At 62.7% G+C, this 20,896-nt stretch carries 18 protein-coding genes and 1 riboswitch; of the genes, 8 read left to right on the top strand and 10 right to left on the bottom strand.

Annotated features, from left to right (window positions below; genetic code table 11):
* Positions 1 to 22: 22 nt before the first annotated feature.
* Positions 23 to 856, bottom strand: coding sequence for a carboxypeptidase-like regulatory domain-containing protein (locus ACYU7Q_RS11475; RefSeq protein WP_460609558.1), 834 nt, complete (start codon positions 854 to 856; stop codon positions 23 to 25).
* A 125-nt stretch (positions 857 to 981) separates the two neighbouring features.
* Here ACYU7Q_RS11475 and ACYU7Q_RS11480 point away from each other — a divergent pair, with 125 nt between their 5' ends.
* From ACYU7Q_RS11480 to ACYU7Q_RS11500, 5 genes are all read left to right on the top strand, one after another.
* Entirely contained in the window at positions 982 to 1,512 is a 531-nt protein-coding gene (locus tag ACYU7Q_RS11480) for a hypothetical protein (RefSeq protein WP_460609559.1), read from the top strand.
* Between the two features lie 74 nt (positions 1,513 to 1,586).
* Positions 1,587 to 3,371, top strand: coding sequence for an amino acid permease (locus tag ACYU7Q_RS11485; protein ID WP_460609560.1), 1,785 nt, complete (start codon positions 1,587 to 1,589; stop codon positions 3,369 to 3,371).
* A 52-nt stretch (positions 3,372 to 3,423) separates the two neighbouring features.
* Positions 3,424 to 4,527 carry a sensor histidine kinase gene (locus ACYU7Q_RS11490; RefSeq protein ID WP_460609561.1) on the top strand — a complete coding sequence of 368 codons (1,104 nt, stop codon included), beginning with the start codon at positions 3,424 to 3,426 and terminating at the stop codon, positions 4,525 to 4,527.
* Positions 4,528 to 4,541: 14 nt separating this feature from the next.
* Entirely contained in the window at positions 4,542 to 5,090 is a 549-nt protein-coding gene (locus ACYU7Q_RS11495; protein WP_460609562.1) for a transposase, read from the top strand.
* Between the two features lie 128 nt (positions 5,091 to 5,218).
* The gene (locus ACYU7Q_RS11500) at positions 5,219 to 6,196 is read left to right on the top strand and encodes a lipid A deacylase LpxR family protein (protein WP_460609563.1); all 978 of its coding nucleotides are present in this window, start codon (positions 5,219 to 5,221) and stop codon (positions 6,194 to 6,196) included.
* Positions 6,197 to 6,211: 15 nt separating this feature from the next.
* Here the strand turns inward: ACYU7Q_RS11500 and ACYU7Q_RS11505 are convergent, their stop codons facing one another.
* Positions 6,212 to 7,264 (bottom strand): DMT family transporter, encoded by a 1,053-nt coding sequence (locus ACYU7Q_RS11505; RefSeq protein ID WP_460609564.1) that lies wholly within the window; start codon positions 7,262 to 7,264, stop codon positions 6,212 to 6,214.
* Positions 7,265 to 7,403: 139 nt separating this feature from the next.
* On the opposite strand from ACYU7Q_RS11505, the gene hemA reads away from it, so the two are divergent.
* Positions 7,404 to 8,678: a glutamyl-tRNA reductase gene (gene hemA, locus ACYU7Q_RS11510; RefSeq protein WP_460609565.1), complete on the top strand. Its 1,275-nt coding sequence runs from the start codon at positions 7,404 to 7,406 to the stop codon at positions 8,676 to 8,678.
* A 196-nt stretch (positions 8,679 to 8,874) separates the two neighbouring features.
* On the opposite strand, the gene ACYU7Q_RS11515 is transcribed toward hemA, so the two are convergent.
* The 3 genes from ACYU7Q_RS11515 to fdhD form a co-directional block, all read right to left on the bottom strand.
* Positions 8,875 to 11,427: an FdhF/YdeP family oxidoreductase gene (locus ACYU7Q_RS11515; RefSeq protein ID WP_460609566.1), complete on the bottom strand. Its 2,553-nt coding sequence runs from the start codon at positions 11,425 to 11,427 to the stop codon at positions 8,875 to 8,877.
* 58 nt (positions 11,428 to 11,485) lie between these two features.
* Entirely contained in the window at positions 11,486 to 11,833 is a 348-nt protein-coding gene (locus tag ACYU7Q_RS11520) for a DUF7009 family protein (RefSeq protein ID WP_460609567.1), read from the bottom strand.
* A gap of 124 nt (positions 11,834 to 11,957) precedes the next feature.
* Positions 11,958 to 12,827 (bottom strand): formate dehydrogenase accessory sulfurtransferase FdhD, encoded by an 870-nt coding sequence (fdhD, locus tag ACYU7Q_RS11525; RefSeq protein ID WP_460609568.1) that lies wholly within the window; start codon positions 12,825 to 12,827, stop codon positions 11,958 to 11,960.
* A 199-nt stretch (positions 12,828 to 13,026) separates the two neighbouring features.
* On the opposite strand from fdhD, the gene ACYU7Q_RS11530 reads away from it, so the two are divergent.
* Complete coding sequence (locus tag ACYU7Q_RS11530; RefSeq protein WP_460609569.1) at positions 13,027 to 14,313, top strand: cation:dicarboxylate symporter family transporter; 1,287 nt, start codon at positions 13,027 to 13,029, stop codon at positions 14,311 to 14,313.
* Positions 14,314 to 14,416: 103 nt separating this feature from the next.
* The gene (locus ACYU7Q_RS11535; RefSeq protein ID WP_460609570.1) at positions 14,417 to 15,592 is read left to right on the top strand and encodes a putative sulfate/molybdate transporter; all 1,176 of its coding nucleotides are present in this window, start codon (positions 14,417 to 14,419) and stop codon (positions 15,590 to 15,592) included.
* A gap of 47 nt (positions 15,593 to 15,639) precedes the next feature.
* On the opposite strand, the gene ACYU7Q_RS11540 is transcribed toward ACYU7Q_RS11535, so the two are convergent.
* The 5 genes from ACYU7Q_RS11540 to ACYU7Q_RS11560 all read right to left on the bottom strand — a co-directional run bounded on the left by ACYU7Q_RS11540 (position 15,640) and on the right by ACYU7Q_RS11560 (position 20,708).
* Positions 15,640 to 16,071 carry an acyl-CoA thioesterase gene (locus tag ACYU7Q_RS11540; protein WP_460609571.1) on the bottom strand — a complete coding sequence of 144 codons (432 nt, stop codon included), beginning with the start codon at positions 16,069 to 16,071 and terminating at the stop codon, positions 15,640 to 15,642.
* A 146-nt stretch (positions 16,072 to 16,217) separates the two neighbouring features.
* A riboswitch (cobalamin riboswitch) is annotated at positions 16,218 to 16,442 on the bottom strand.
* Between the two features lie 41 nt (positions 16,443 to 16,483).
* Entirely contained in the window at positions 16,484 to 18,055 is a 1,572-nt protein-coding gene (locus ACYU7Q_RS11545; RefSeq protein ID WP_460609572.1) for an MDR family MFS transporter, read from the bottom strand.
* A gap of 133 nt (positions 18,056 to 18,188) precedes the next feature.
* Complete coding sequence (locus ACYU7Q_RS11550; protein ID WP_460609573.1) at positions 18,189 to 18,980, bottom strand: SDR family oxidoreductase; 792 nt, start codon at positions 18,978 to 18,980, stop codon at positions 18,189 to 18,191.
* Between the two features lie 7 nt (positions 18,981 to 18,987).
* On the bottom strand, positions 18,988 to 19,362 hold the full coding sequence (locus ACYU7Q_RS11555) for a cupin domain-containing protein (protein WP_460609574.1): 375 nt from the start codon (positions 19,360 to 19,362) through the stop codon (positions 18,988 to 18,990).
* 179 nt (positions 19,363 to 19,541) lie between these two features.
* Entirely contained in the window at positions 19,542 to 20,708 is a 1,167-nt protein-coding gene (locus ACYU7Q_RS11560) for an MFS transporter (RefSeq protein ID WP_460609575.1), read from the bottom strand.
* Between the last annotated feature and the right edge of the window lie 188 nt (positions 20,709 to 20,896).

The following is a 20,896-nucleotide window of genomic DNA, read 5'->3' on the forward strand; positions in this document are numbered from 1 at the left end:
CAACGGGCAGGCAGTCCCAATATCAGCTGGGGCGGAAGGGCCGGGTGAGCCAGTATTTGCCCCAGTAGTAGAAGCGGCGCGGGTGCCAGGGTACGGGCGGCAGCTTGCGGGGAGCAATGTAAACGACCTCGCCCAGCAGCATTCCTTTCACGTCGGTTTCCAGATAAAACCGATTGGCGGGCGCGGGTTGGCCCACGGCTAATCGATGGAATTGCGACACGTAGCCGACGTAATTCAATTGAATTTCGGCGGTACCATTCACCACATACTGGGCCGGCACGGTGAGTGCGAAGGCCCCATGCTCATCAGTGGGTACTCCGATTTGGGTATGCTTCAGCAATACCGTCACGCCGGGCAGTCCCAGATGCGCGGACGAGTCGCGCACCACGCCCCGGATGACATAGCCAGCGGCCCGGGCTTCTGGAGCAGCCACCGCAACTGCTGAACCGTCGGATGCCGGAACGGGCACATCAGCCACTGGTGCCGACGGCACCGGACCGCCCCAGTAGCGGGCGCGCCACTCGGCCGGAGCTTGCGCGTGGGCCACCAGTCCGTTGCCTTCGCGCACGGCCCACAGCGCCACGGCCGCCGCCAGCCAGGCCCGCCACCGCGCCGTTGGGGCAACCGCAGCGGCGCGCTGCAACGGCCGCTCCAGCTGCCCCACCGCGAAGCGCCCGCAGGTGCGGGTGCCAGCGGCTCCGGCCAAGTAGGCCAGAATTTCGGCATCGGTTTTTAGGGTGAAGTCGACCACCGTGTGCTGGCATGCGGCGCAATGGCGGCCGGTGGCAGTGGGTGTCATAGAGGCCCAGCTTTCGGAGCAGGGCTGCGGAATGTGGATGGATTGGGCAGAACGCATAGGCGAGCGGGTGAAAGCGGTTTTTTACCCGATGCCTGCCTTGGCGGCATTGCACACGCCGGTGCCCAAAACCTAGTATCTTAGTCATCGTTCCTCGCAACCACCTTCCACTTACTACCCTGGCCATGTTCCGCACGCTACGACTCGCGCCCCTGGTGCTAACGCTTTTTCCCCATCTGGGCCACGCTCAGACGCGCACTGCCGCCGCGCTTGGGCTGGAGATTCCGGCCCCGGCGCCGCCCAGTAAGGGCCATTTCCTGGCCGGAGCTTACGTGGTGGGCAACTACACGCCGCTCCCTACCGCTCCAGGCTATGGCTACGCCATGCAGCCCTACCTGCGCTACCAACTGGGCAGCAGCCCCACTGGGCGTTTGCGGCCCTTCGTGCAGTACAGCTTCGCACCATATCGCGTGCCGGCTTACGGTACCGGCGCGTTCTACGGCCCCGATGGCGCGGGTCTCCCAGCTAGCGCGGGGTTTGCACCGCTGGCCGCGCGCAACGTTCCCTACGGCCCTTATCCGGGCTACAATAGCTACGGCAGGCTGGGCGCTTTTTCGGTGGGAATTCCAATGCAGATTGGGCGCGGCTCGGCCGTGCTGAACATCGGCGGCTCGCTGGTCGAAAGCGCGTTCATGCAGTCGCTACACCCGAGGTAGTTGGGGCCGCGCGGGCCGCAACCCGCGCCGGGGCGTTATCTTTTGCCCTTCAAACCCGCCCCTCCCACCTTAACATGAGTTCTGAAAAGTCGCTTTTCCGCCGCAAAACCATCGCGGCCATTCTGCAAAACCCACCCGCCGACCACGAAGGCCACGCCGCCGAGGGGGGCTTGGCCCGCCACCTCACCGTGCGCGACCTCACGGCGCTGGGCATCGCGGCCATCATCGGGGCCGGCATTTTCAGCACCATCGGCAAGGCCAGTCTCGACGGTGGCCCGGCGGTGTCGCTGCTGTTTGTTTTTACGGCCATTGCCTGCGCGTTTTCGGCGCTGTGCTACGCGCAGTTTGCGGCAACTATTCCCGTTAGCGGCTCGGCTTATACGTATGCCTACGCCTCGTTTGGCGAGCTGGCAGCCTGGATTATCGGCTGGGCGTTGATAATGGAATACGCGGTGGGCAACATCGTGGTGGCCATTTCGTGGTCGGATTACTTCACGGGCTTGCTGGACGGCGTAGGAATTCATATCCCGCTCTGGCTCACGATGGGTACCCAAACCGGCCACGCCGGCTACGAGGCCGTGCAGACGCTGGTGCAAAGCGGCAAGACGCTGGCCGAGGCCACGGCGGCCGTATCGCCGGCCCAGCTCGACGGCTACAAGGCCTGGATGCAGGCCCCGGCCTTGTCCGACGGCTTCCATCTGGTGGTCGACCTGCCCGCCTTCCTCATCACCGTGGCCATCACGGCGCTGGTGTACGTGGGCATCAAGGAAAGTAAAAATGCCAGCAACCTACTGGTATTGTTGAAGTTGATAATTGTTTTTATTGTAATTGTGGTGGGTGCGTTCTACGTGCAGCCGGCCAACTGGACGCCCTTCGCCCCCAACGGCGTGGGCGGCGTGCTCAAGGGCGTATCGGCGGTGTTCTTTGCCTACATCGGCTTCGATGCCATCTCGACCACGGCCGAGGAATGCAAGAACCCGCAGCGCGACTTGCCCAAGGCCATGATGTACGCCCTCATCATCTGCACGGTGCTGTATGTAATTATTACGCTGGTACTTACGGGCATGGTTTCCTACAAAGAGCTGGGCGTAGGCGACCCGCTTTCGTTCGTATTTGCTAAGGTGGGCTTGTCGCGCCTCTCGGGCCTGGTGGCCGTGAGCGCGGTGTTTGCCATGGCCTCGGTGCTGCTGGTGTTTCAGCTGGGCCAGCCGCGCATCTGGCTGACCATGAGCCGTGACGGCCTGCTGCCCACGGTATTTTCGAAGATTCACCCACGTTTCCACACCCCTTCATTCGCCACCATCGTCACGGGCTTTTTCGTGGCGGTACCGGCGCTCATTTTGAACATGGATTTGGTGGTCGACCTCACCAGCATCGGCACGCTGTTCGCGTTTGCGCTGGTGTGCGGCGGCATTCTTATCATCGACCCTTACGGCCGTTCGGAGGCGCGTTTTAAGGTGCCGTACATCAACGGGCAGTGGCTGGTGCCGCTCATTCTGGCGGTGGGCGCCTTCCTAATTGTGCGCTACAACGCCGTCAGCAACCATGAGTTCATGCTCGACATCACCGGCACGCGCGGCTGGATTGCCCACGATGCGCTGAGCGGCAAGGTCACGGGCGGTTTCGCCCACCAGATTCCGACGCTGGTGTTTTTCCTGTTCTGCGTCGGCTTGTCGGTGCTCTCGTTCCGCAAAAAACTCTCGCTGCTGCCCACCCTCGGCCTGCTCATCAACCTGTACCTGATGACCGAGCTGGGCATTAGCAACTGGACACTGTTTTTCGTGTGGCTGCTGATTGGCTTGGCCGTATATTTCGGTTACGGCTACAAAAATTCGAAGCTGAACCGGATAGCGGCGTAATTGGTTGCCGGGCAACCGAGAAGTTTTTTACCGGTTTTTTTGCCCCAACCTCATGCACCTTTCGGCCGACACTTTTCAGCACCTGCTCGACAGCAACCCCCAGACGTTTTTTGCCTTCGACGTGGCCAGCGGCCAGGTATGCTACGTGAACGCGGCCTACGAGCAGCTCTTTCCCGGCTTTCGGCGCGAAAACGTGAACGCCGACCTGCCCCAGCTGCTGAGCTGCCTGCCGGCCGATGACCAGACGTATGCCCGGCACTGCTTTGGGCAGCTGGCCGCCGGCCACCTCTGCGACGACCTGCTGTTGCGCCACCAGCCCCGCCCCGATATGCCCCTGCGCTGGCTGGCGGTGCAGGCCCAGCGCAGCACCGCCCCCGACGGCCGCGCGCTGCTCGCGGGCACCATTCAGGACGTGACGGTGGAGCAGGAATACCTGCGCAACGCCGACAAGTACATGGCCAAGAAGAACACCACGCTCGAAATATTGTCGCACGACCTGGCCGGGCCATTCAACATGCTGCAGCAGGTGGCCGAATTTCTGGAGGAAAAAACCCAGACCCTGCAAGACGCGCAAGTGCAAAAATTGCTGCGCGTGATGCGCGACACCTGCCGCGACAGCATTAACCTCATCCGCGATTTTGTAGACGGCGAGTTTATGGACTCGGCTGCCGTGCAGCTCAAGCGCCAGCGCGTCGACCTGGTTTTGGCCCTGCGCCAGGTGGTGGAAATGTACCAGTTGGGCGAGCATCTGGTTGCCAAGCGTTTCGAGTTTCGGCCTGCGCAGCCCACGCTGTTTGTCGACATCGACAACAACAAGTTTTTGCAGGTGATTAACAACCTGATGTCGAACGCCATCAAGTTTACCCGCGAGGGCGGCCACATCACCGTGGGCCTCACCCAGCACCCCGACCACGTGCTGGTGACCGTGGCCGACGACGGCATTGGCATTCCGGCGCACCTGCTGCCGGTGTTGTTCGACCGCTTCACGCCGGCCCGCCGGCCCGGCCTGCGCGGCGAAAAAACCACCGGCCTGGGCATGCACATCATCGAAACCATTGTGCGGCTGCACCACGGCCACATCTGGGTCGAGAGCCGGGAGAACGTGGGGACGACGTTTTACATCAAGCTGCCGGCCACGGATGTGGCGGCGGGGTAGCGGCGGGCAGTCCCGTGGTTCAAACTTCCTTTCTCACCTTCCGCCTGCACGGCACCATCCCCGCCGCCACCGGCCGCGCGCTGGCCGCCGAGCTGCGCCAGGCCCGCGAAGCCGGGACCGACCACCGCCGCGCCCAAAAGCAGTTTTTCGCCAAGTTCGATGCCGTGCTGGACCGCGCACCCACCGGCGCGGGTTATTTCGAGAATGAGAAAATGGCCGAGGTACTGGCCGGCGAAATCATGATGCTGGAGGAAATTGGCTTTGTGGTGCACGGCTTCGCCATTCTGCCCAACCACGCGCATTTCGTGGTGCATTTGCCCGCCAGCAGCCCCCTCTCCTTTGCTCAGGCCATCGACCTGCTGCACCTGCGCACCGGCACCGCCTGCCGCCGCCTGGTGCGCCCCAGGCTCCCGCCCGAAGCTGAATTCTGGCAGGTCGGCTGGTTTGCCTATGAGGTGCAGGATGAGGCCGAGCTCACCCGCCTGCTGGCCTACGTGGGCGGCAACGCCCGGCAGGCCGGCTTGCCCGCCCGCTTCCAGGAGTGGCCGTATGTGAATGAGTGAGTTGGCGTAAATTCCGGCTGGCGCCTGTCATGCTGAGCATGCTGCGAATCAGGCAGAAGCGAAGGATGACAGCCTTTTCCCAGCAGCTTCAATCCTCCCCACTCGTCAGCGCGTACCTCCGGCCACTCATGCGCCCGCTGTTAATCATGTTGCTATCATCGTTGCCCCGGCTGCTGCAAGCGGCGCCGGCGCCGGCCGATACCCTGCGCCCCGTCAGCCCGGCCCGGATGCTGCGCTACACTTACGCCAACGACCTGTTTTTTCGCACCGATTATTACTTCACGCAGGGCATGACGCTTACGCTTGTACACCCACTGCTGGCGCGACTGCCGGTGCGGCACCTGCTGGTGGCTGGCACCCGCAATAGCACGCAGTATCACGGCCTCACGCTGCGCTACGATGGATTTACCCCGTTGCGCATCCAGGATGCGTTTATTCGGGTGGGCGACCGGCCCTATGCGGCGTATTTATACGGGTCGTTTTTCCGCATCAGCAACCAGCCAACGCGACACCAGCGCCTCACCACGGCGCTGGAAATCGGCTTCATTGGCCCGGCGGCGGGCGGCAAGGAGCTGCAAACCGCTATCCACCGCGTCACGGGCAACGCTGAGCCGCGCGGCTGGGATTATCAGATTCGAAACGCGCCCATTATCGGCTACCGCGTGGCGTTTGAGAAGCAACTGGCCGCCAGCCAGCACCTCGATTTACGGGGCAATGCCGAAGCCTCGCTGGGCACGCTGTACACCTACGGCGGCACCGGCCTGCTCCTGCGCGCCGGAAGGTTAAGTCCCTATTTCGCCAATCTGAATGTGACCGGGCCGGGTCATAGCGCCGAAACCAAATCATGGCAGTTTTATGGCGAAGCCACGCTGGAAGGCCGCCTTATTGGCTACGATGCCACCTTACAAGGCAGCCCTTTTACCAACCACGACCCGTACACACTAGCCGTTGGCGACGTGCGCCGGGCTGTTTTGCGCAGTTCCGGCGGCGTGGTGCTGGCCCACGGCGGGCTGGGCTTTGCCGCTACGGCCACTTGGGTTTCGCCGGAATTTGTGGGCGGCCGCACGCACCGCTGGGGGCAACTGGGGGTCACAGCAGCCTTTTAGAGGGGCGCCCCCTCGCTACTTCGCCCGGTGAATAATGAGCACGCCCGCCAGAATCACCACCATGCCGGCAAAGTGCCACAGGTTAAACGCCTCGCCATCGAGCGCGCCCCAGGCCAGGGCCACGATGGGAATCAGGTAGGTGCTTGATGAAGCAAACAGCGCCGTCGATTGCTGAATCAGCCTATTGAATAACACCATGGCCACGGCCGTGCTCATGGTGGCCAGCAGCGCGATGTAGCCGAACGCCACCCAAGCCCCCGGCACAGTAGCCAGCTTGTGCAGAAACTCCGTGCCCAGCAGCAGGTACGCCAGCGCCGGCCCGCCAATGAGCAGCAACAGCACCGATGTCACGGCTACCGGCGTCAGGCCGCCCAGCTTGTGCTTGATAACGTTCACGCTCAGGCCGTAGCCCATGGTGGCAATCAGAATATAGATACCGTACCAGGCGTTGCCCTCGCCGGCAGGTGTGGCATCGCCGCCGCTGCCGCCGAGCTGCAGCATCACTACCGTGCCCACCAGGCCCAGCGTGATGCCCAGCACCCGCAGGCCCGTCAGCCGCTGCCGGAACAGCAAGGCCCCCACCAGCAGCGTGAACACCACCGTAAGGGCATTGAGCACGCCCGCCAGCCCCGAGGCCAGCCGGGTTTCGGCATAGGCAAATAGGAATGCCGGAATCAGCGTACCCACCACGCCGCTCAGCGCCAGCCACTTGAAGCGGCTGCGCTCTACCTTCCCTACATGCCGCAGGGCAAACGGCAATAGCAGCAGCGCCGCCACGCTCACGCGGGTAGCACCCAGCTCCATGGCCGAAAACACCACCAATCCTTTCTTCATCAGAATAAATGAGGTGCCCCAGATGGACGCCAGAACGAGCAGCAGCATCCACGCCACGGGCGAGGTTACGGCCGGCGCGGGAGTAGCCAGGGCCTCGGTGGCTTCGAGGGAGGCCGTTTCCTCGGCCGCGCCCGAAACGGGCAGGTCCGCAACGGCCGGCGCAGCCGGTGAGGCAACCTGGGCGGGCGTTGGCACGAGTGAGGAATGAGCAGCGGGTGGGAGTTTGGGCAACATGGTACAAAGGTACGTGGCCACCGCAGGGCGGACTTCCGGATTATTGCGCACTTGCCCGAACCGGAGACTTGCATCGGCTGTTTCGTACTTGCCGATTCCTGCCGTAATTTTGTCGTCTGGTTTCGTGCCAATTTAGTCTATGTCGCATCCGTTCAAGGCCGTCAGCCTCTCCTTTAAGAAAGCCCCGCTCGCCATCCGCGAGCTGCTTTCGCTGGACGAGGCCGCCTGTCGCCGCTTCCTGAATACGCTGCACAATGAGCTGGGCCTTAACGACCTGCTCGTGCTGAGCACCTGTAACCGCACCGAGGTGTACTACGCCGCCGAGGATGACCGCAGCCGCGAAATCATCCTCGCCCTGGGCCACCTGAAGGACCGCGCCGACATCGGCCAGTTCCTGCCCTACTTCGACCTGCTGCCCGACGCCGATGCGGCCGTGCAGCATCTATTCGAAGTCGCCATGGGCCTCGATGCCCAGGTAGTAGGCGACCTGCAAATCAGCAATCAGGTGAAAATGGCCTACCAGTGGGCCGCCGATGCCGACGCTGCCGGCCCCTTCCTGCACCGCCTGCTGCACACCGTTTTCTTTACCAACAAGCGCGTCCAGACCGAAACCAGCTTCCGCGACGGGGCCGCTTCGGTGAGCTACGCCGCCCTGGAACTGGTGGAAGAGCTGACCGCCGACGTGGCCAATCCCAAGGTATTGGTGGTGGGCCTGGGTGAAATCGGAGCCGATGTGTGCCGCCACCTGGCCGCCAGCAAGGCGTTTGGCGAAGTCACCATCTGCAACCGCACCCGCGCCAAGGCCGAGGAATTAGCTGCCGAGTGCAACATGCGCATCGTGGAGTTCGAAGACCTCGTGCCCGCTTTGAAAGAAGCCGACGTGGTAATTTCTTCTATCAACCGCGCGGAGCCGTTCTTCACCAAAGAGTTGGCCGAAAACCTCGACGTGCTCAGCTTCAAGTTTTTGATTGATTTGAGCGTTCCGCGCAGCATTGCCGCCGATGTGGAGCAGGTGCCCGGTGTGCTGGTCTACAACATCGACACCATCCAGAGCAAGGCCTCGGCCGCGCTACAAACCCGTCTCGAAGCCGTGCCACAGGTGCGCGCCATCATCGCCGAAAGCATTGCCGGGCTGAACGATTGGGCGAAGGAAATGATGGTGTCGCCCCTCATCCAGCGCATGAAAGCCAGCCTGGAGCAACTACGTCAGGAAGAGCTGGACCGCTTCCAGAAGAAAGCCACCCCGGCCGAAAGCAAGCTCCTCGACGAAGCCACCCGCTCGCTGATGCAGAAGATTCTCAAGCAGCACGTGCTTCAGCTCAAAGCCGCCTGCCGCCGCGACGATGGCGGGCAATTGGTGGAGTTACTGGGCGAATTGTTCGACCTGGAGAAGCAGAACGAGTCGGCTGTTTAAGCCCGCCTGTCGTTGCGAGCGGAGCGCGGCAAACCGTCCTCTCCAAACGACAAACCTAATAACGTGACAAAGCCTTTTTGACGAAGGCAATTCACTAAAAAGCCCCGACACTTCCCAGTGTCGGGGCTTTTTATATCTCAGGGCTGTGCAAATCGAGCGGGAAGATTGCCACGCTCCGCTCGCAACGGCAGACAGCTTACGCTTGTGCCATCATATTCTCCCGCTCCTTGATGCGTACATCATTGTTCACAGCGGTGGGCACCACCGTCACCACCACGTATTTCGAAGTGGGCGTGTTGCTCACCTTGGCCACGCTGCTGATGGGAACCAGCGGGTTCGCCTCCGGGAAATAAGCGCAGACGTTGCCTTTCGGGATGTCGTAGGGCACGGCCACGAATTTCTCCACCCGGCGCTTTTCGCCTTTGTAGTGGCTGGTGATGTCGATGAGGTCTTTGGCCTTGATGCCGCGCGACGCCATATCGTCCGGGTTCATAAACAGCACGCGGCGCTCGCCGTGGATGCCCCGGTACCGGTCGTTGTACTCGTAGATGGTGGTGTTGAACTGGTCGTGCGAGCGCACGGTCATCAAAATGAGCTGGTCGGGCGCTACGTCGTACTTCTCCAGCACGGTTTTGGTGAAGTGGGCCTTGCCGTCGGGGGTAGTGAATTTGCGTTCGCGCGGGCCGTTGGGCAGGTAGAAACCGCCGGGCCGGCGCAGCTTTTCGTTGAAGTCCTCGAAGCCGGGGATGACGCGCGAAATATGGTCGCGGATGACGTCGTAGTTCTCCGTCATGGCTACCCAGTCGGTCTTGGTTTTGTCGCCGAGCGTGGCAATGGCCGTGCCGCAGATAATGGCTATTTCGCTGAGCTGGTCGCCGGCCAGCGGCACCAGAATGCCCTTGTTCTGGCTCACTACGCCCATCGAGTTTTCGCAGCTGGTCATCTGGTGGCCGCTCTTCTGCATGTCGATGTCGACGTGGGCGAAGCAGGGCAGCAGCAGGCTGGTTTCGCCGGTGGTGAGGTGGCCGCGGTTGAGCTTGGTGCCCACAAACACGGTGAGCTTCTGTCTGCGCATGGCTTCGGCAATGAGCTCGGTGTCGGGGCCGGCGGCCAGCAGGTTGCCGCCCAGGCTGAAGTACACCCTGGTCATGCCCAGGTGCATGGCCTTGATGGCTTCCACCACATCAAACCCATCTTTGGTGGGCGGCGTGAAGCCGAATTCTTTTTGCAGCGCGTCCATAAACGATTTCGGCATGCGCTCCCAGATGCCCATGGTGCGGTCGCCCTGCACGTTGGAGTGGCCGCGCACCGGGCAGGTGCCCGCACCGGGCTTGCCGATGGCGCCCTTCATGAGTTGCAGGTTCACGATTTCCTGAATCGTCTGCACGCCCTGGCGCTGCTGCGTGACGCCCATGGCCCAGCAGGTGATGATTTTCTGCTTGGTGGCAATGAGGTTGGCCGCTTCGAGCAGCTGAGCCCGCGAAATACCGCTAATCTCCTCGATTTCTTCCCAGCTGGTGCTGCGGATATTCTGCTCAAAATCGGCAAAGCCAACGGTGAATTCGTCGATAAATTTCTTATCGACCACCTGGCCGGGGTTCAGGTCCTCGGCCTCGAACAGGTGCTTCATGATGCCGCGCAGCAGGGCCATGTCGCCGTCCACCTTCACTTGCAGGAATACGTCGGTGAGCGGGGTGCCGTCGCCCATGAGCGCGCCGAGGGCGCGGAGCGGGTTCATGAAATCCTGCGGATTTTTGAAGGCGACGAGGCCGGCTTCAATCAGCGGGTTCACGGCGATGATTTTGGCGCCGTTGCGCTTGGCCTTTTGCAGGGCCGTGAGCATGCGCGGGTGGTTGGTGCCCGGGTTCTGGCCGATGATGATGATGACTTCGGCCTCGTGCAAGTCGTTGAGCGTCACAGACCCTTTGCCCAAGCCCAGGGTAGGGCTCAGGGCCGAGCCGCTGCTCTCGTGGCACATGTTGGAGCAATCGGGCAGGTTGTTGGTGCCAAATTCGCGGGCGAAAAGCTGGAACAGGAAGGCCGGCTCATTGGGCACTTTGCCCGAGGTGTAGAACACGGCCTCGTTGGGCGACGCGCAGGCGTTCAGCTCTTTGGCGATGATGTCGAAGGCATCGGGCCAGGCAATGGGCGAGTAGTGGTTGTCGCCGGGGCGCTTCACCATGGGGTGCGTGAGGCGGCCGGCGTTGTTCTGGTCGCGGTCGGTCATGCGCGAGAGTTCGGCCAGGCTGTATTTGGCGAAAAACTCGGGGCCGGCGGCTTTGTCGTCGGCATCCGACGCGGTGGCTTTGGCGCCGTTCTCGCAGAATTCGGCCACCGAGCGGTGCTCGTCGGGGTCGGGCCAGGCACAGCTGGAGCAGTCGAAGCCGTCCTTCTGGTTCAGGCCGAGCAGGGCCTTGGTGCCGCGCCCCACGCCACCTTCCGTCCAGCTGAACTGCATGGACTTGATAACGGCCGTGACGCCGGCCGCCACGCGGGCGCGCTCTTCCAGCTTGAGGCCGGTGAGGGCTTCGGGCGGCTGGGCCAGAATGGGATGCTCGTATTTGGCGTTGGCCACGTCGGGCGCTGGAATATGGGCGTGAATGTGCGTGTCCTGCGGCTCGGTGCGGTAGTGGTCGGGGGCAGGGGCGGCGCCCTGGTCGGGGCGCTCGCCGCTTTTGGGAGCATTCTCGGCTTTCTGCTCGTGGGCTTTGCCGGCTTTGCTGGGGTCAGTTTTAGGGGAGTCTTCCATGGCGCTCATCGAAACAGAAAGGTGGGATTTTTAGTGGCTTCAGAAGTGGCTTGATGCGCTAGTGGCGGCAATCCAAGTCCTTCTCAACCAAAATATGGAGACGCTGGTTTTCAGCGAGTGGCAAGTCGTGCGAAAAACCATTCTGGTCGGTTTCGACCCAGTTTTTGGCCAATGCAAACGGCACCAGTACGGTGAGCGCACCCGGCTCGTAATGCACCTGCACGGGCTCTTCGTTGGGAAGCGTTTGGGCCGGTTCGGAACCGCGCTCCAGCGCATAGGTGAGGCGCTGAGCGGGATTGGGGCCAAAGTGCACGGCCCCTTCCACGCGGCCTTTTTCAGCAAATTCGCCTAGCTCGCCTTGGGAGACGCGCAGGCGCAGGGTATCGTCCTCGATGCGGAGTTTCATAGCGCGGAATTGTAGTTGAAAGTTAAACGGCTGGTATCGCAAGCCGTTGCCAAACTATAGCTGTTGAGCAATTTTCTTCACAGGATTTCTTCGCTGCGGAAGGCGCGTGCACGCTGCGAATCACCTACGCACCCAACCGCCAGCCGTGGCTGTAGATGTTGAACCGCTCGTTGCGCACGAACCCCACCACCGTCATTCCGAAGCTTTCGGCGGCTTGGATGGCCAGGCTGCTGGGGGCGCCCACCGCTGCTAAAATCCCAATGCCAGCTGCCGCCGCTTTCTGCACCAGCTCGAAGCTGACGCGGCCGCTCACCAGCAAAATATGCTGGTGCAACGGCAGCCACCCGGCCAGCAGGGCCGCGCCGATTACTTTGTCCAGGGCATTGTGGCGGCCCACGTCTTCGCGCAGCAGCAGCAGCTCCCCTTCCGGCGAAAACAACGCCGAAGCGTGCTGCCCGCCGGTTTGCTCGAAGCCGGCTTGGGCGGCGCGCAGCTTCTCGGGTAGTTGGTGCACCACGGCGTAGCGCAGGTGCGGGCCAGCCGTGGGCAACACGGGGCAGGAGGCCGTGCGCACGGCGTCGATGCTGGTTTTGCCGCACACGCCGCAGCTGGAGCTGGTGTAGAAATGCCGCTCCATGGCCGCAAAATCGACTTTTACATGGGCGGCCAACTCGGCCCGGACCACGTTGCCGGCTTCTTCAGCCTTCTGCACGTCGGGGCAGGGAATGATGCCGAGCAGGTCCGCTTTATCGTGGATGATGCCTTCGGTGAGCAAGAAACCGGCGGCCAGCTCTTCGTCGTGGCCGGGCGTGCGCATGGTCACGGAAAGCGTGCGGTGCTGGCGTTGGCCGTCGGTTTCGTAGCCCAGGCGGATTTCGAGCGGCTCTTCGGCGGCGAGCTGGTCGGAGGCGGGCACGGCCGGGCCACTGCCGCTCACCTTCTGGATGGTGGCAAATTCGTAGCTGGCGGCGGGGAGGAGAATGGCGGGGTCCATGGGTGAGTCAATTCTGAAACGTCATGCAGAGCGTAGCGAAGCATCTTGCCCGCAGTTAGTAAACCAATCCTTAAACGAAAAGGATTAGTGGTGACGGGCAAGATGCTTCGCTCTGCATGACGGCCTTTCAGCCCGCCATTCTTTTCGGCATGACGTTCTTGCGATGCTCTTTCAACTGTCCGTCTATCCTGCCCTGCCTATGAAACTTAAACGCCTCACCCGCAACCTTACCTTTTGGGTGCTGCTGGCCATTGTGGCCGGGGCGCTGCTGGGCCACTTCCGGCCGGCCCTGGCCGTGCAAATGGAGCCGCTGGGCAAGCGCTTCATCGACGTGGTGAAGCTGTTCATCAACCCGATTATCTTCCTGACCATCACGCTCGGCATCAGCACGATGGGGGATTTGAAGAAGGTGGGGCGTATTGGGGGCAAGGCGCTGCTGTACTTTGAAATCGTCACCACACTGGCGCTGCTCATTGGGGTGGGCGTGGCGGCGCTGGTGCGGCCGGGTGCGGGCGTGAGCACCGGCAAGCTCGATACCGGGAAAGTGGGCGAGTTCACGAAACGCGCCTCGGAGTTCTCGTGGGGCCATTTTCTGGCCGATAACCTGACCTTGCAGGTGCTCATCGTGGCCATCATCCTGGGCATTGTGCTGAGCAAATACGGCGGCCGCCGGCCCATCATTCACTTCCTGAAGGAATGCTCGAAATACGTTTTCCGGGGGCTGCACCTGGTGATGATGCTGGCCCCAATTGGGGCATTTGGCGGCATGGCTTTCACAATTGGGAAGTACGGCATTGCCACGCTGCTGCCGCTGGGCAAGCTCATGGTGACGGTTTATCTGACCATGGGCTTGTTCGTTTTTCTGGTGCTCGGGGCCATTCTGCGCTACTGCCATATCGGGATGTGGTCGTTTCTGAAATACATCAAGGCCGAATTGCTGATTGTGCTCGGCACTTCTTCTTCCGAAGCCGGCCTGCCGGGCCTCATGGAAAAGCTGGAGGGCATGGGCTGTGCGCAGCCGGTGGTGGGGCTGGTGGTGCCCACGGGCTATTCCTTCAACCTCGACGGCACCACGATTTACCTGTCACTTTCGACCCTGTTTCTGGCCCAGGTATTTCACATCGAGCTTTCGGGCGCGCAGATTCTGACGATGATGGGCATTCTTATGGTGACCAGCAAGGGCGCGGCGGGCGTAGCGGGCAGCGGCTTTGTGGTGCTGGCCAGCACGCTCACGGCCATGAAGGTGATTCCGGTGGAGGGCCTGGCCCTGCTGCTGGGCGTGGACAGGTTTATGTCGGAAGCCCGCTCCATCACCAACTTCATCGGCAACGGCGTAGCCACTATTTTCCTGGCCCATACCGAAGACGCCCTCGACCACGAAATGGCCGTGGAAGCGCTGGGCAAACGGCTGCGGCCGCTGCGGTTCCGGCGGGATTTGACTAGCGGTGAGTACTTGGGCGAAGTAGCCGAAAAGGCCGCCGAGTAGCCTGTAGCGTAGACTCTGCGAGTCCGCGCTTGCCTGATGCCGTTGAACGGTGCGCACCGGCGCGGACTCGCAGAGTCCACGCTACCTCCCGACCTTTGCCCTTATGCAGCCCACACTTTCACCGCTCACCCCCACGCGCCCGCCCATCCGCTTCGACCGCAACGAGCTGGCCGGCGCGTTCGGCGACCTCGGCACCGACCTGCCGCTGCTCATCGGGGTCATTGCCGCGTCGGGCATCGACAGCGCGAGCGTGCTCATTCTGTTCGGGCTGATGCAGGTATTTACTGGGCTGTGGTACCGCATGCCCATGCCGGTGCAGCCGCTCAAGGCCTTCGCGGCGCTGGTCATCGCCCAAAAAATCCCGGGGCGCGTCATTTTTGGCGGGGGGCTGGCCATTGGCATCAGCATGTTTTTCCTGTCGATAACCGGGCTGATTGATGGGCTGGCGCGGCTGGTGCCCAAGGCCGTGGTGCGCGGCATTCAGTTTGGGCTGGCCTTGCAGCTGGCCACGCTGGCCCTCACCAAGTACGTGGGGGCCGATGGCGCGGCGGGCTACGCGCTGGCGGCGGCGGCCTTTGCCGTGACGGTGGTGCTGTTTGGCAACCGGCGCTGGCCGGCAGCGCTCATCGTCATTGCCCTGGGCGTGGCGTATGCGCTGGTGTTCAAGCTCGATTTGGCCACGGCGCAGCGGGCCGTGGGCCTGCACCTGCCCGCCTGGTACCTGCCGCAGTCGGCCGATATCCTGACCGGCGCGGTGCTGCTGGCGCTGCCCCAGATTCCGCTTTCGCTCGGCAATTCCATCCTGGCAACCAAGCAGGTGGCGCACGATTTATTCCCCGAGCGCGAGCCGCTCACCATCAAAAAAATCAGCTTCACTTATGCTTTGATGAATTTGGTGAACCCATTTTTCGGGGGGTTTCCGGTGTGTCACGGCTCGGGCGGGATGGTGGGGCACTATGCGTTTGGGGCGCGCACGGGCGGTTCGGTGGTCATTTACGGCAGTATTTTTCTGGTGATGGGGTTGTTTTTCAGCCAGGGCTTTGCCGAGGTGGTGCAGATTTTCCCTCTGCCGGTGCTGGGCGTTCTGCTGCTGTTTGAGGCGCTGTCGTTGGCCACGCTGCTGCGCGATGTGAGCGGCAGCCGGGCCGACTTGCTGGTGTCGTTGCTGGTGGGCCTGCTCTGCGCCGGGCTGCCGTATGGCTACCTGGTGGGTTTGGTTGTGGGCACGGCCATCTACTACGCCATGCAGCGCGGCTGGGTAGGGTTGGGAAAGCACTAAGCCACCGACTGCCCCCGCCCCTGCCTTACCAACGTTGGCAGGGCCTGCTACGAGGTCAAAGGTGGCGTTACCATCGTTGGCAACGGTGGTTCTTCGGCCAGAATGCGGACGGGCCGTTTGTGCTCATCAACGGCCACGAAGGTGAAGAGGCCGGTGACGGCCTTGTGACGGTCTTCCGAGTACATCTGCTCCACGAATAGCTCCACGCGCACTTTGAGGCTGGTGCGGCCCACGTGCTCGATGTTGGCCACCAGCTCCACCAGCGAGCCGCCGGGAATGGGGTGCGTGAAATCGACCCGCTCGGAGGACACCGTCACCATTTTCAGGCGCGAGAAGCGGGTGGCGGCGATGAAGGCCACCTCGTCCATGAGCAGCAGCGTGGTGCCCCCGAACAGGGTATCGTAGTGGTTGGTGGTGTTGGGAAATACGGCTTTGAAAATGCGCGTTTCGGCGCGGGCAATGCGGTCGGCAAGAAGCATGGGCAGGGGGATAAGAGGTGATAAACGGCCTCCGTTTGCATTCAAGCCCCGTTTTAGAAAAGCCAGCCACCGGCCACACCACGCCCCGGCCGCGCCCCAGGCGCAGCGGCACGGCACCGCCGATGCCAGCCCCAAAGCGCGGGGGCAGCATCACTCGGCGGCCGGCAGGTCTCCTGACTTGTTTCGGGCCGGCCCCGCCCTTCTCAGCCCGCTTTCCGCGGACCAATGGGCTTGCAATGGGGCCACCGGCTCCGGCCCATCGGGGCCGGGAAACTCACAGTAGCGCGTCTGTTCGGGAGTTGCACCCGATTCCCTTTTAATCTTTACCCTGGCCGAAACCAGGACTAAAAACCGTCCGCTGATTGAAGGAAATCAAACCGAGAACCAACGCGGCGAAGGTACGACCCCGCCCCTACTCTGCCATCACCGGCACCTTTTCATTGGCCTTGCGCAGCGGCAGCTCCGGCACCAGCAGCGTGAGCAGAAAGCCGCCCACGACGAGCAGAATATCCACCATATACACCCGTCGGATGGCCGTGGCGAAGGCGGCCCGCACCGCTGGGTCGGCCGCGCCGGCAGTGGTGGCGGGCACGGCCGGTCCTTCCGCTGCCACGGCTGGGTGGGCCGTAGTGGTAGTTTGCGCGGCGGCGGGCAAGCTGTGAGCCAACGTAAAGGTGAGTACGGCACCCAGGGCCGAAGCGGCCAGCGCACCACCAATCTGCCGGAAAAACTGGCTGGCCGAAGTAGCCTGGCCCATCAGCGAGGGTTCGGTAGCATTTTGCACGGCCAGGGTGTAGAGCGGCATGGTGGGCCCAAGGCCCAGGCCGCACACCGCCAGGTAAATGAGCACCTGATAATACTGCACCGTGGGCGGCATGGTGGCCAGCAGCGTGAGGCCCACGAGCAGCAAGGAGAGGCCGCCCAGCATCCAGCGCTTGTAGTGGCCGAAGCGCGACACCATCTGGCCAGCCAGCATTGAGCCCGTAACCACGCCCAGCGACAGCGGCATGAGGCTGGCCCCGGCCCGCGTGGCCGACTCGCCCAGCACGTTCACCATAAAGAGCGGCTCGAAAATGATGACGCCCAGAAAAGCCCCGCCCATGCAGAACAGCGCCGCATTGGCCGTGCGGAACACCGGATTTTTGAACAGGCCAAAGTTGAGAATGGGATTCTCGTGCCGCAGGCTGCGCACCACAAACAGCGCCAGGGCCACCGCCGCCCCGGCCAGCAGCCCCAGCGTGAGCGCGCCCGACCACGGGTAGAGCGCCCGATTGAGCTGCAGGGCCACCACCAGCGGCCCCAGCCCGGCCATCAGCAGCGCGGCCGAGACAAAATCGAACGGCTTGGGTGCGGTGCGCGGGCGCAGCGGCGGCATTTGGGTGATGATGAACCAGAGGGCCAGCGCACCCAGCGGCAGGTTCACGTAGAACACCAGCCGCCAGCCCGCCACGCCGGGAATGAGGTCGGTGCCCTTATCCGTGAGAAACCCGCCCAGCAGCGGCCCCAGCACCGACGACGTGCCGAACACCGCCCCCGTAAAGCCCTGGTAGCGCCCCCGCTCGGCCGGCGCAAACAAGTCGGCAATGATGATGAAGGCCATCGCAAACAGCCCCGCGCCGCCAAATCCCTGAATGGCCCGAAACGCCACCAGCTGCGTCATGCCGTCGCCCAGCACGGGCAGCGTCCCGAACTCGCCCGCCAGCCCGCACAAGCCCGAGCCGACCAAAAACACGCTCACGGCCACAATCTCAATGATGCGCCGCGAGTACATATCGGCCAGCTTACCATAAATAGGCACCAGCGCCGTACTGGCCACCAGGTAGGCCGTGGCCACCCACGTAAACCGGTCGAGCCCGTGCAAATCGGCCACGATGCGCGGCAGGGCCGTGCTCACAATGGTCTGGTCGAGCGAGCCCAGAAACATGGCCAGCAGGATGCCGGCGAAGGTGAGCATCTTCTGGCGGTGGGTGAGGAGCTCGGTCAAAACAGGAAGGATTGAGGCTTCAGGCAAGAGGCCATAGTGACTTGTAGCGTGGACTCTGCAAGTCCGCGCTTATAGGAAAAGAACCGCAGGCTGTTTGCTTGGACTTGGAGGGCGCGGACTCACAGCGTCCACGCTACAGCAGGGAGCGAATCCAGCCGCCATCCACCGGTATCGAAGTGCCCGTGATGTAGCTGGCCCGCTCCGAGCACAGAAACGCCGCCAGCGCTGCAAACTCGCGCGGCTCGCCCAGCCGGCGCATGGGGATTTCAGCCTCCCAGCGCGCCGTGGCTTCGGCCGACGAGATGCCTTCGCGGGCAGCGGTAGCATCGGCCAGGCCCACCACGCGCTCGGTGCGGGTGTAGCCGGGCAGAATGTTGTTGACGGTGATGCCCTGGGCGGCTACTTCGGTGGCCAGGGTGCGGGCCATGCCCGTCACGGCCGCCCGCAGGCTGTTGGAGAGCATCAGGTTGGCCACCGGCTGTTTCACCGAAATGGACGTGATGTTGAGGATGCGGCCCCAGCCCTGCGCTTTCATGCCGGGCAGCACGGCGCGGGTCAGCTCCACCACGCTGGTGAGCAGCAGGCTGGTGGCGGCCTGCCACTGGTCGGTGCTCAAAGTATCGAAGGTGCCGGCGGGCGGGCCGCCGGCATTGGTCACCAGAATGTCGATGCGGCCGAAGCGGGCCTGGCCGGCTTCTACGAGGCGGGCCACGGCGGCGGGGTCGGCCACGTCGGTGGCCAAGCCCAGCACGGGCGTGCCGTAGGTTCTTTCGATGGCGGCGCACGTTTCCTGCAGGGCCGCGTCGTGGCGGGCGCAGAGGATGAGCGACGCGCCTTCGGCGGCCAGCTCTTCGGCCACGGCGCGGCCCAGGCCCTGGCTGGCGGCGGCCACCAGCGCCACTTTTCCTTTCAGTCCGAGGTCCATAATCAGGCTATTTCAGGCGCAGGTAGTCATCCGATTTATCCAACCAGTCCTGGCGGGGCGGGCTGAAAATGTCCACGTCAAGCGTGTCCTCAATGGCCTCGGCCTTATGCCAGACGTTGGACGGAATGTGCAGCACCTCGCCCACACCCACCACGATGGGCTCGGCGTCTTCGGAGCCAATCCAGAAGCGCAGCGCACCTTCCAGAATGTAGGTAATCTGCTCGTTGTGGTGCTGGTGCAGGGGCACGATGCAGCCTTTTTTGAGGTAGACGTGGGCCAGCATCATCTTGTCGCCGGTGATGAGGCGACGCGAGAGCTGGTCGGTCACCTGTTCGACGGGCATGGCATCCCAGGTGTATTTGGTGGCGGTGGGGTTTTCCATTTGGTGGTTTTTGGGTTGAGCGGTTTTTACATGGCACGTCATGCAGAGCGCAGCGAAGCATCTTTACCGAATAACTAACCCAAATGTTAGGATTACTGCTGCAGTAAAGATGCTTCGCTGCGCTCTGCATGACGTTCTGTTTTCCTCTGCTTACTCCTAGCTTACCACTCCCCTAAAACTTACACCCGCACCCGGCTTGCCACCGCCGACACGCACAACCCCATAACGGCAATCAGCGCAAACGACACCCGCAAACTCGTGGCCCCGGCGATGAAGCCAATAATCGGCGGCCCCAGCAGAAACCCGAAGAAGCCAATGGTGGACACCGCCGCCAGCGCCATCCCGGCCGACATATGCGTGGATTTCCCCGCCGCTGAGTACACCAGCGGCACCACCGCCGACGTGCCAAACCCCACCAGCAGAAACCCCAGCATTGCCGTGGGCAGCATGGGCCAGGCCACGGCAATGCTCAGGCCAGTAGCGGTGAGCAGGCCGCTAAGCTGAATCACGCGTTTCGAACCGAGGCGGTGCGCCAGCCAGTCGGCCCCGAAACGCCCGGCCGCCATCGTACTCATAAAAGCCGTGTAGCCCGCCCCCACCCAGTCCTTATCGGCCTGAATGACTTTCCTGAAATACACCCCGCTCCAGTCGAACATGGCCCCCTCGCAGATGAGCGCACAAAAGGCAATGGCCCCCAGCCCCAGCAATTCCTTGTCGGGCTTCACGAAGATGGGCTGGTCGGGGTCGACGCCCGAATCTTCGCGCACGGTGGAGCCCGCGCTCACGGCCAACCCGGTCAGGATAAACAGGGAAATGAAAATGAAATGGATGCCCGGCGGCACCGCGTGTCCAATCATGAACGAGCCCACGGCCGCCGCCACAAACCCCGCCAGGCTCCACAACCCGTGAAACGAAGCCATAATGGGCTTGTGCTGATACAGCCGCTCCACGCCCACAGCCTGGGTGTTCACCGAAATATTGGTGAGGTTGCCGCCCACGCCGAATATAATCAGACACGGGAGCAGCTGCCAGAGGCTGCTGGCCCAGCCCAGCCCCAGCAGGGCGGTGGCGTAGAGCGCCACCGCCCACAGCACCACCCGGCGGCTGCCATACTTGGCCACCAGCCACCCTGCCAATGGCAGCGACAGCAATTGCCCCAGCGGAATGGTCAGCAGCACGCCGCCCAGCGCGGCTTCCGAAATGCCCATCTTTTGCTGCACGCTCGGAATGCGCGAGGCCCAGCTGGCAAAGCACAAACCCAACAGAAAAAACAGCGCCCCCACGGCCAGGCGGTGGGTTTTGCGAGAAATATAGCCGGCGGCCGGCGGCAGCGAAATCATGTCCATAATCCAAAAACTAGTCGGCAATCAGCCGGCACCGGGGTTCCGGTTTCGGCAAATTACAAGCTTTGCCAACGCCGGCCAGCGCCGCGAAGTTGCCCGGTTTGCAAAAGCAGTACTTCTCCGTCAACAAACGTTTCCACCTTCATTACGCCCTAACGACAAAGCAAAACTCCCTGATTACCATAATTATG

It is taken from the genome of Hymenobacter terrigena, assembly GCF_054776515.1.

Excerpts from the sequence above, each read along its gene's own strand:
- ACYU7Q_RS11505 (WP_460609564.1), bottom strand. The coding sequence starts at position 7,264 with ATGTTGCCCAAACTCCCACCCGCTGCTCATTCCTCACTCGTGCCAACG.
- ACYU7Q_RS11475 (WP_460609558.1), bottom strand. The coding sequence starts at position 856 with ATGCGTTCTGCCCAATCCATCCACATTCCGCAGCCCTGCTCCGAAAGC.
- ACYU7Q_RS11515 (WP_460609566.1), bottom strand. The coding sequence starts at position 11,427 with ATGGAAGACTCCCCTAAAACTGACCCCAGCAAAGCCGGCAAAGCCCAC.
- ACYU7Q_RS11500 (WP_460609563.1), top strand. The coding sequence starts at position 5,219 with ATGCGCCCGCTGTTAATCATGTTGCTATCATCGTTGCCCCGGCTGCTG.
- ACYU7Q_RS11555 (WP_460609574.1), bottom strand. The coding sequence starts at position 19,362 with ATGGAAAACCCCACCGCCACCAAATACACCTGGGATGCCATGCCCGTC.
- ACYU7Q_RS11530 (WP_460609569.1), top strand. The coding sequence starts at position 13,027 with ATGAAACTTAAACGCCTCACCCGCAACCTTACCTTTTGGGTGCTGCTG.
- ACYU7Q_RS11560 (WP_460609575.1), bottom strand. The coding sequence starts at position 20,708 with ATGGACATGATTTCGCTGCCGCCGGCCGCCGGCTATATTTCTCGCAAA.
- ACYU7Q_RS11490 (WP_460609561.1), top strand. The coding sequence starts at position 3,424 with ATGCACCTTTCGGCCGACACTTTTCAGCACCTGCTCGACAGCAACCCC.
- hemA (WP_460609565.1), top strand. The coding sequence starts at position 7,404 with ATGTCGCATCCGTTCAAGGCCGTCAGCCTCTCCTTTAAGAAAGCCCCG.
- fdhD (WP_460609568.1), bottom strand. The coding sequence starts at position 12,827 with ATGGACCCCGCCATTCTCCTCCCCGCCGCCAGCTACGAATTTGCCACC.
- ACYU7Q_RS11535 (WP_460609570.1), top strand. The coding sequence starts at position 14,417 with ATGCAGCCCACACTTTCACCGCTCACCCCCACGCGCCCGCCCATCCGC.
- ACYU7Q_RS11550 (WP_460609573.1), bottom strand. The coding sequence starts at position 18,980 with ATGGACCTCGGACTGAAAGGAAAAGTGGCGCTGGTGGCCGCCGCCAGC.
- ACYU7Q_RS11540 (WP_460609571.1), bottom strand. The coding sequence starts at position 16,071 with ATGCTTCTTGCCGACCGCATTGCCCGCGCCGAAACGCGCATTTTCAAA.
- ACYU7Q_RS11520 (WP_460609567.1), bottom strand. The coding sequence starts at position 11,833 with ATGAAACTCCGCATCGAGGACGATACCCTGCGCCTGCGCGTCTCCCAA.
- ACYU7Q_RS11485 (WP_460609560.1), top strand. The coding sequence starts at position 1,587 with ATGAGTTCTGAAAAGTCGCTTTTCCGCCGCAAAACCATCGCGGCCATT.
- ACYU7Q_RS11480 (WP_460609559.1), top strand. The coding sequence starts at position 982 with ATGTTCCGCACGCTACGACTCGCGCCCCTGGTGCTAACGCTTTTTCCC.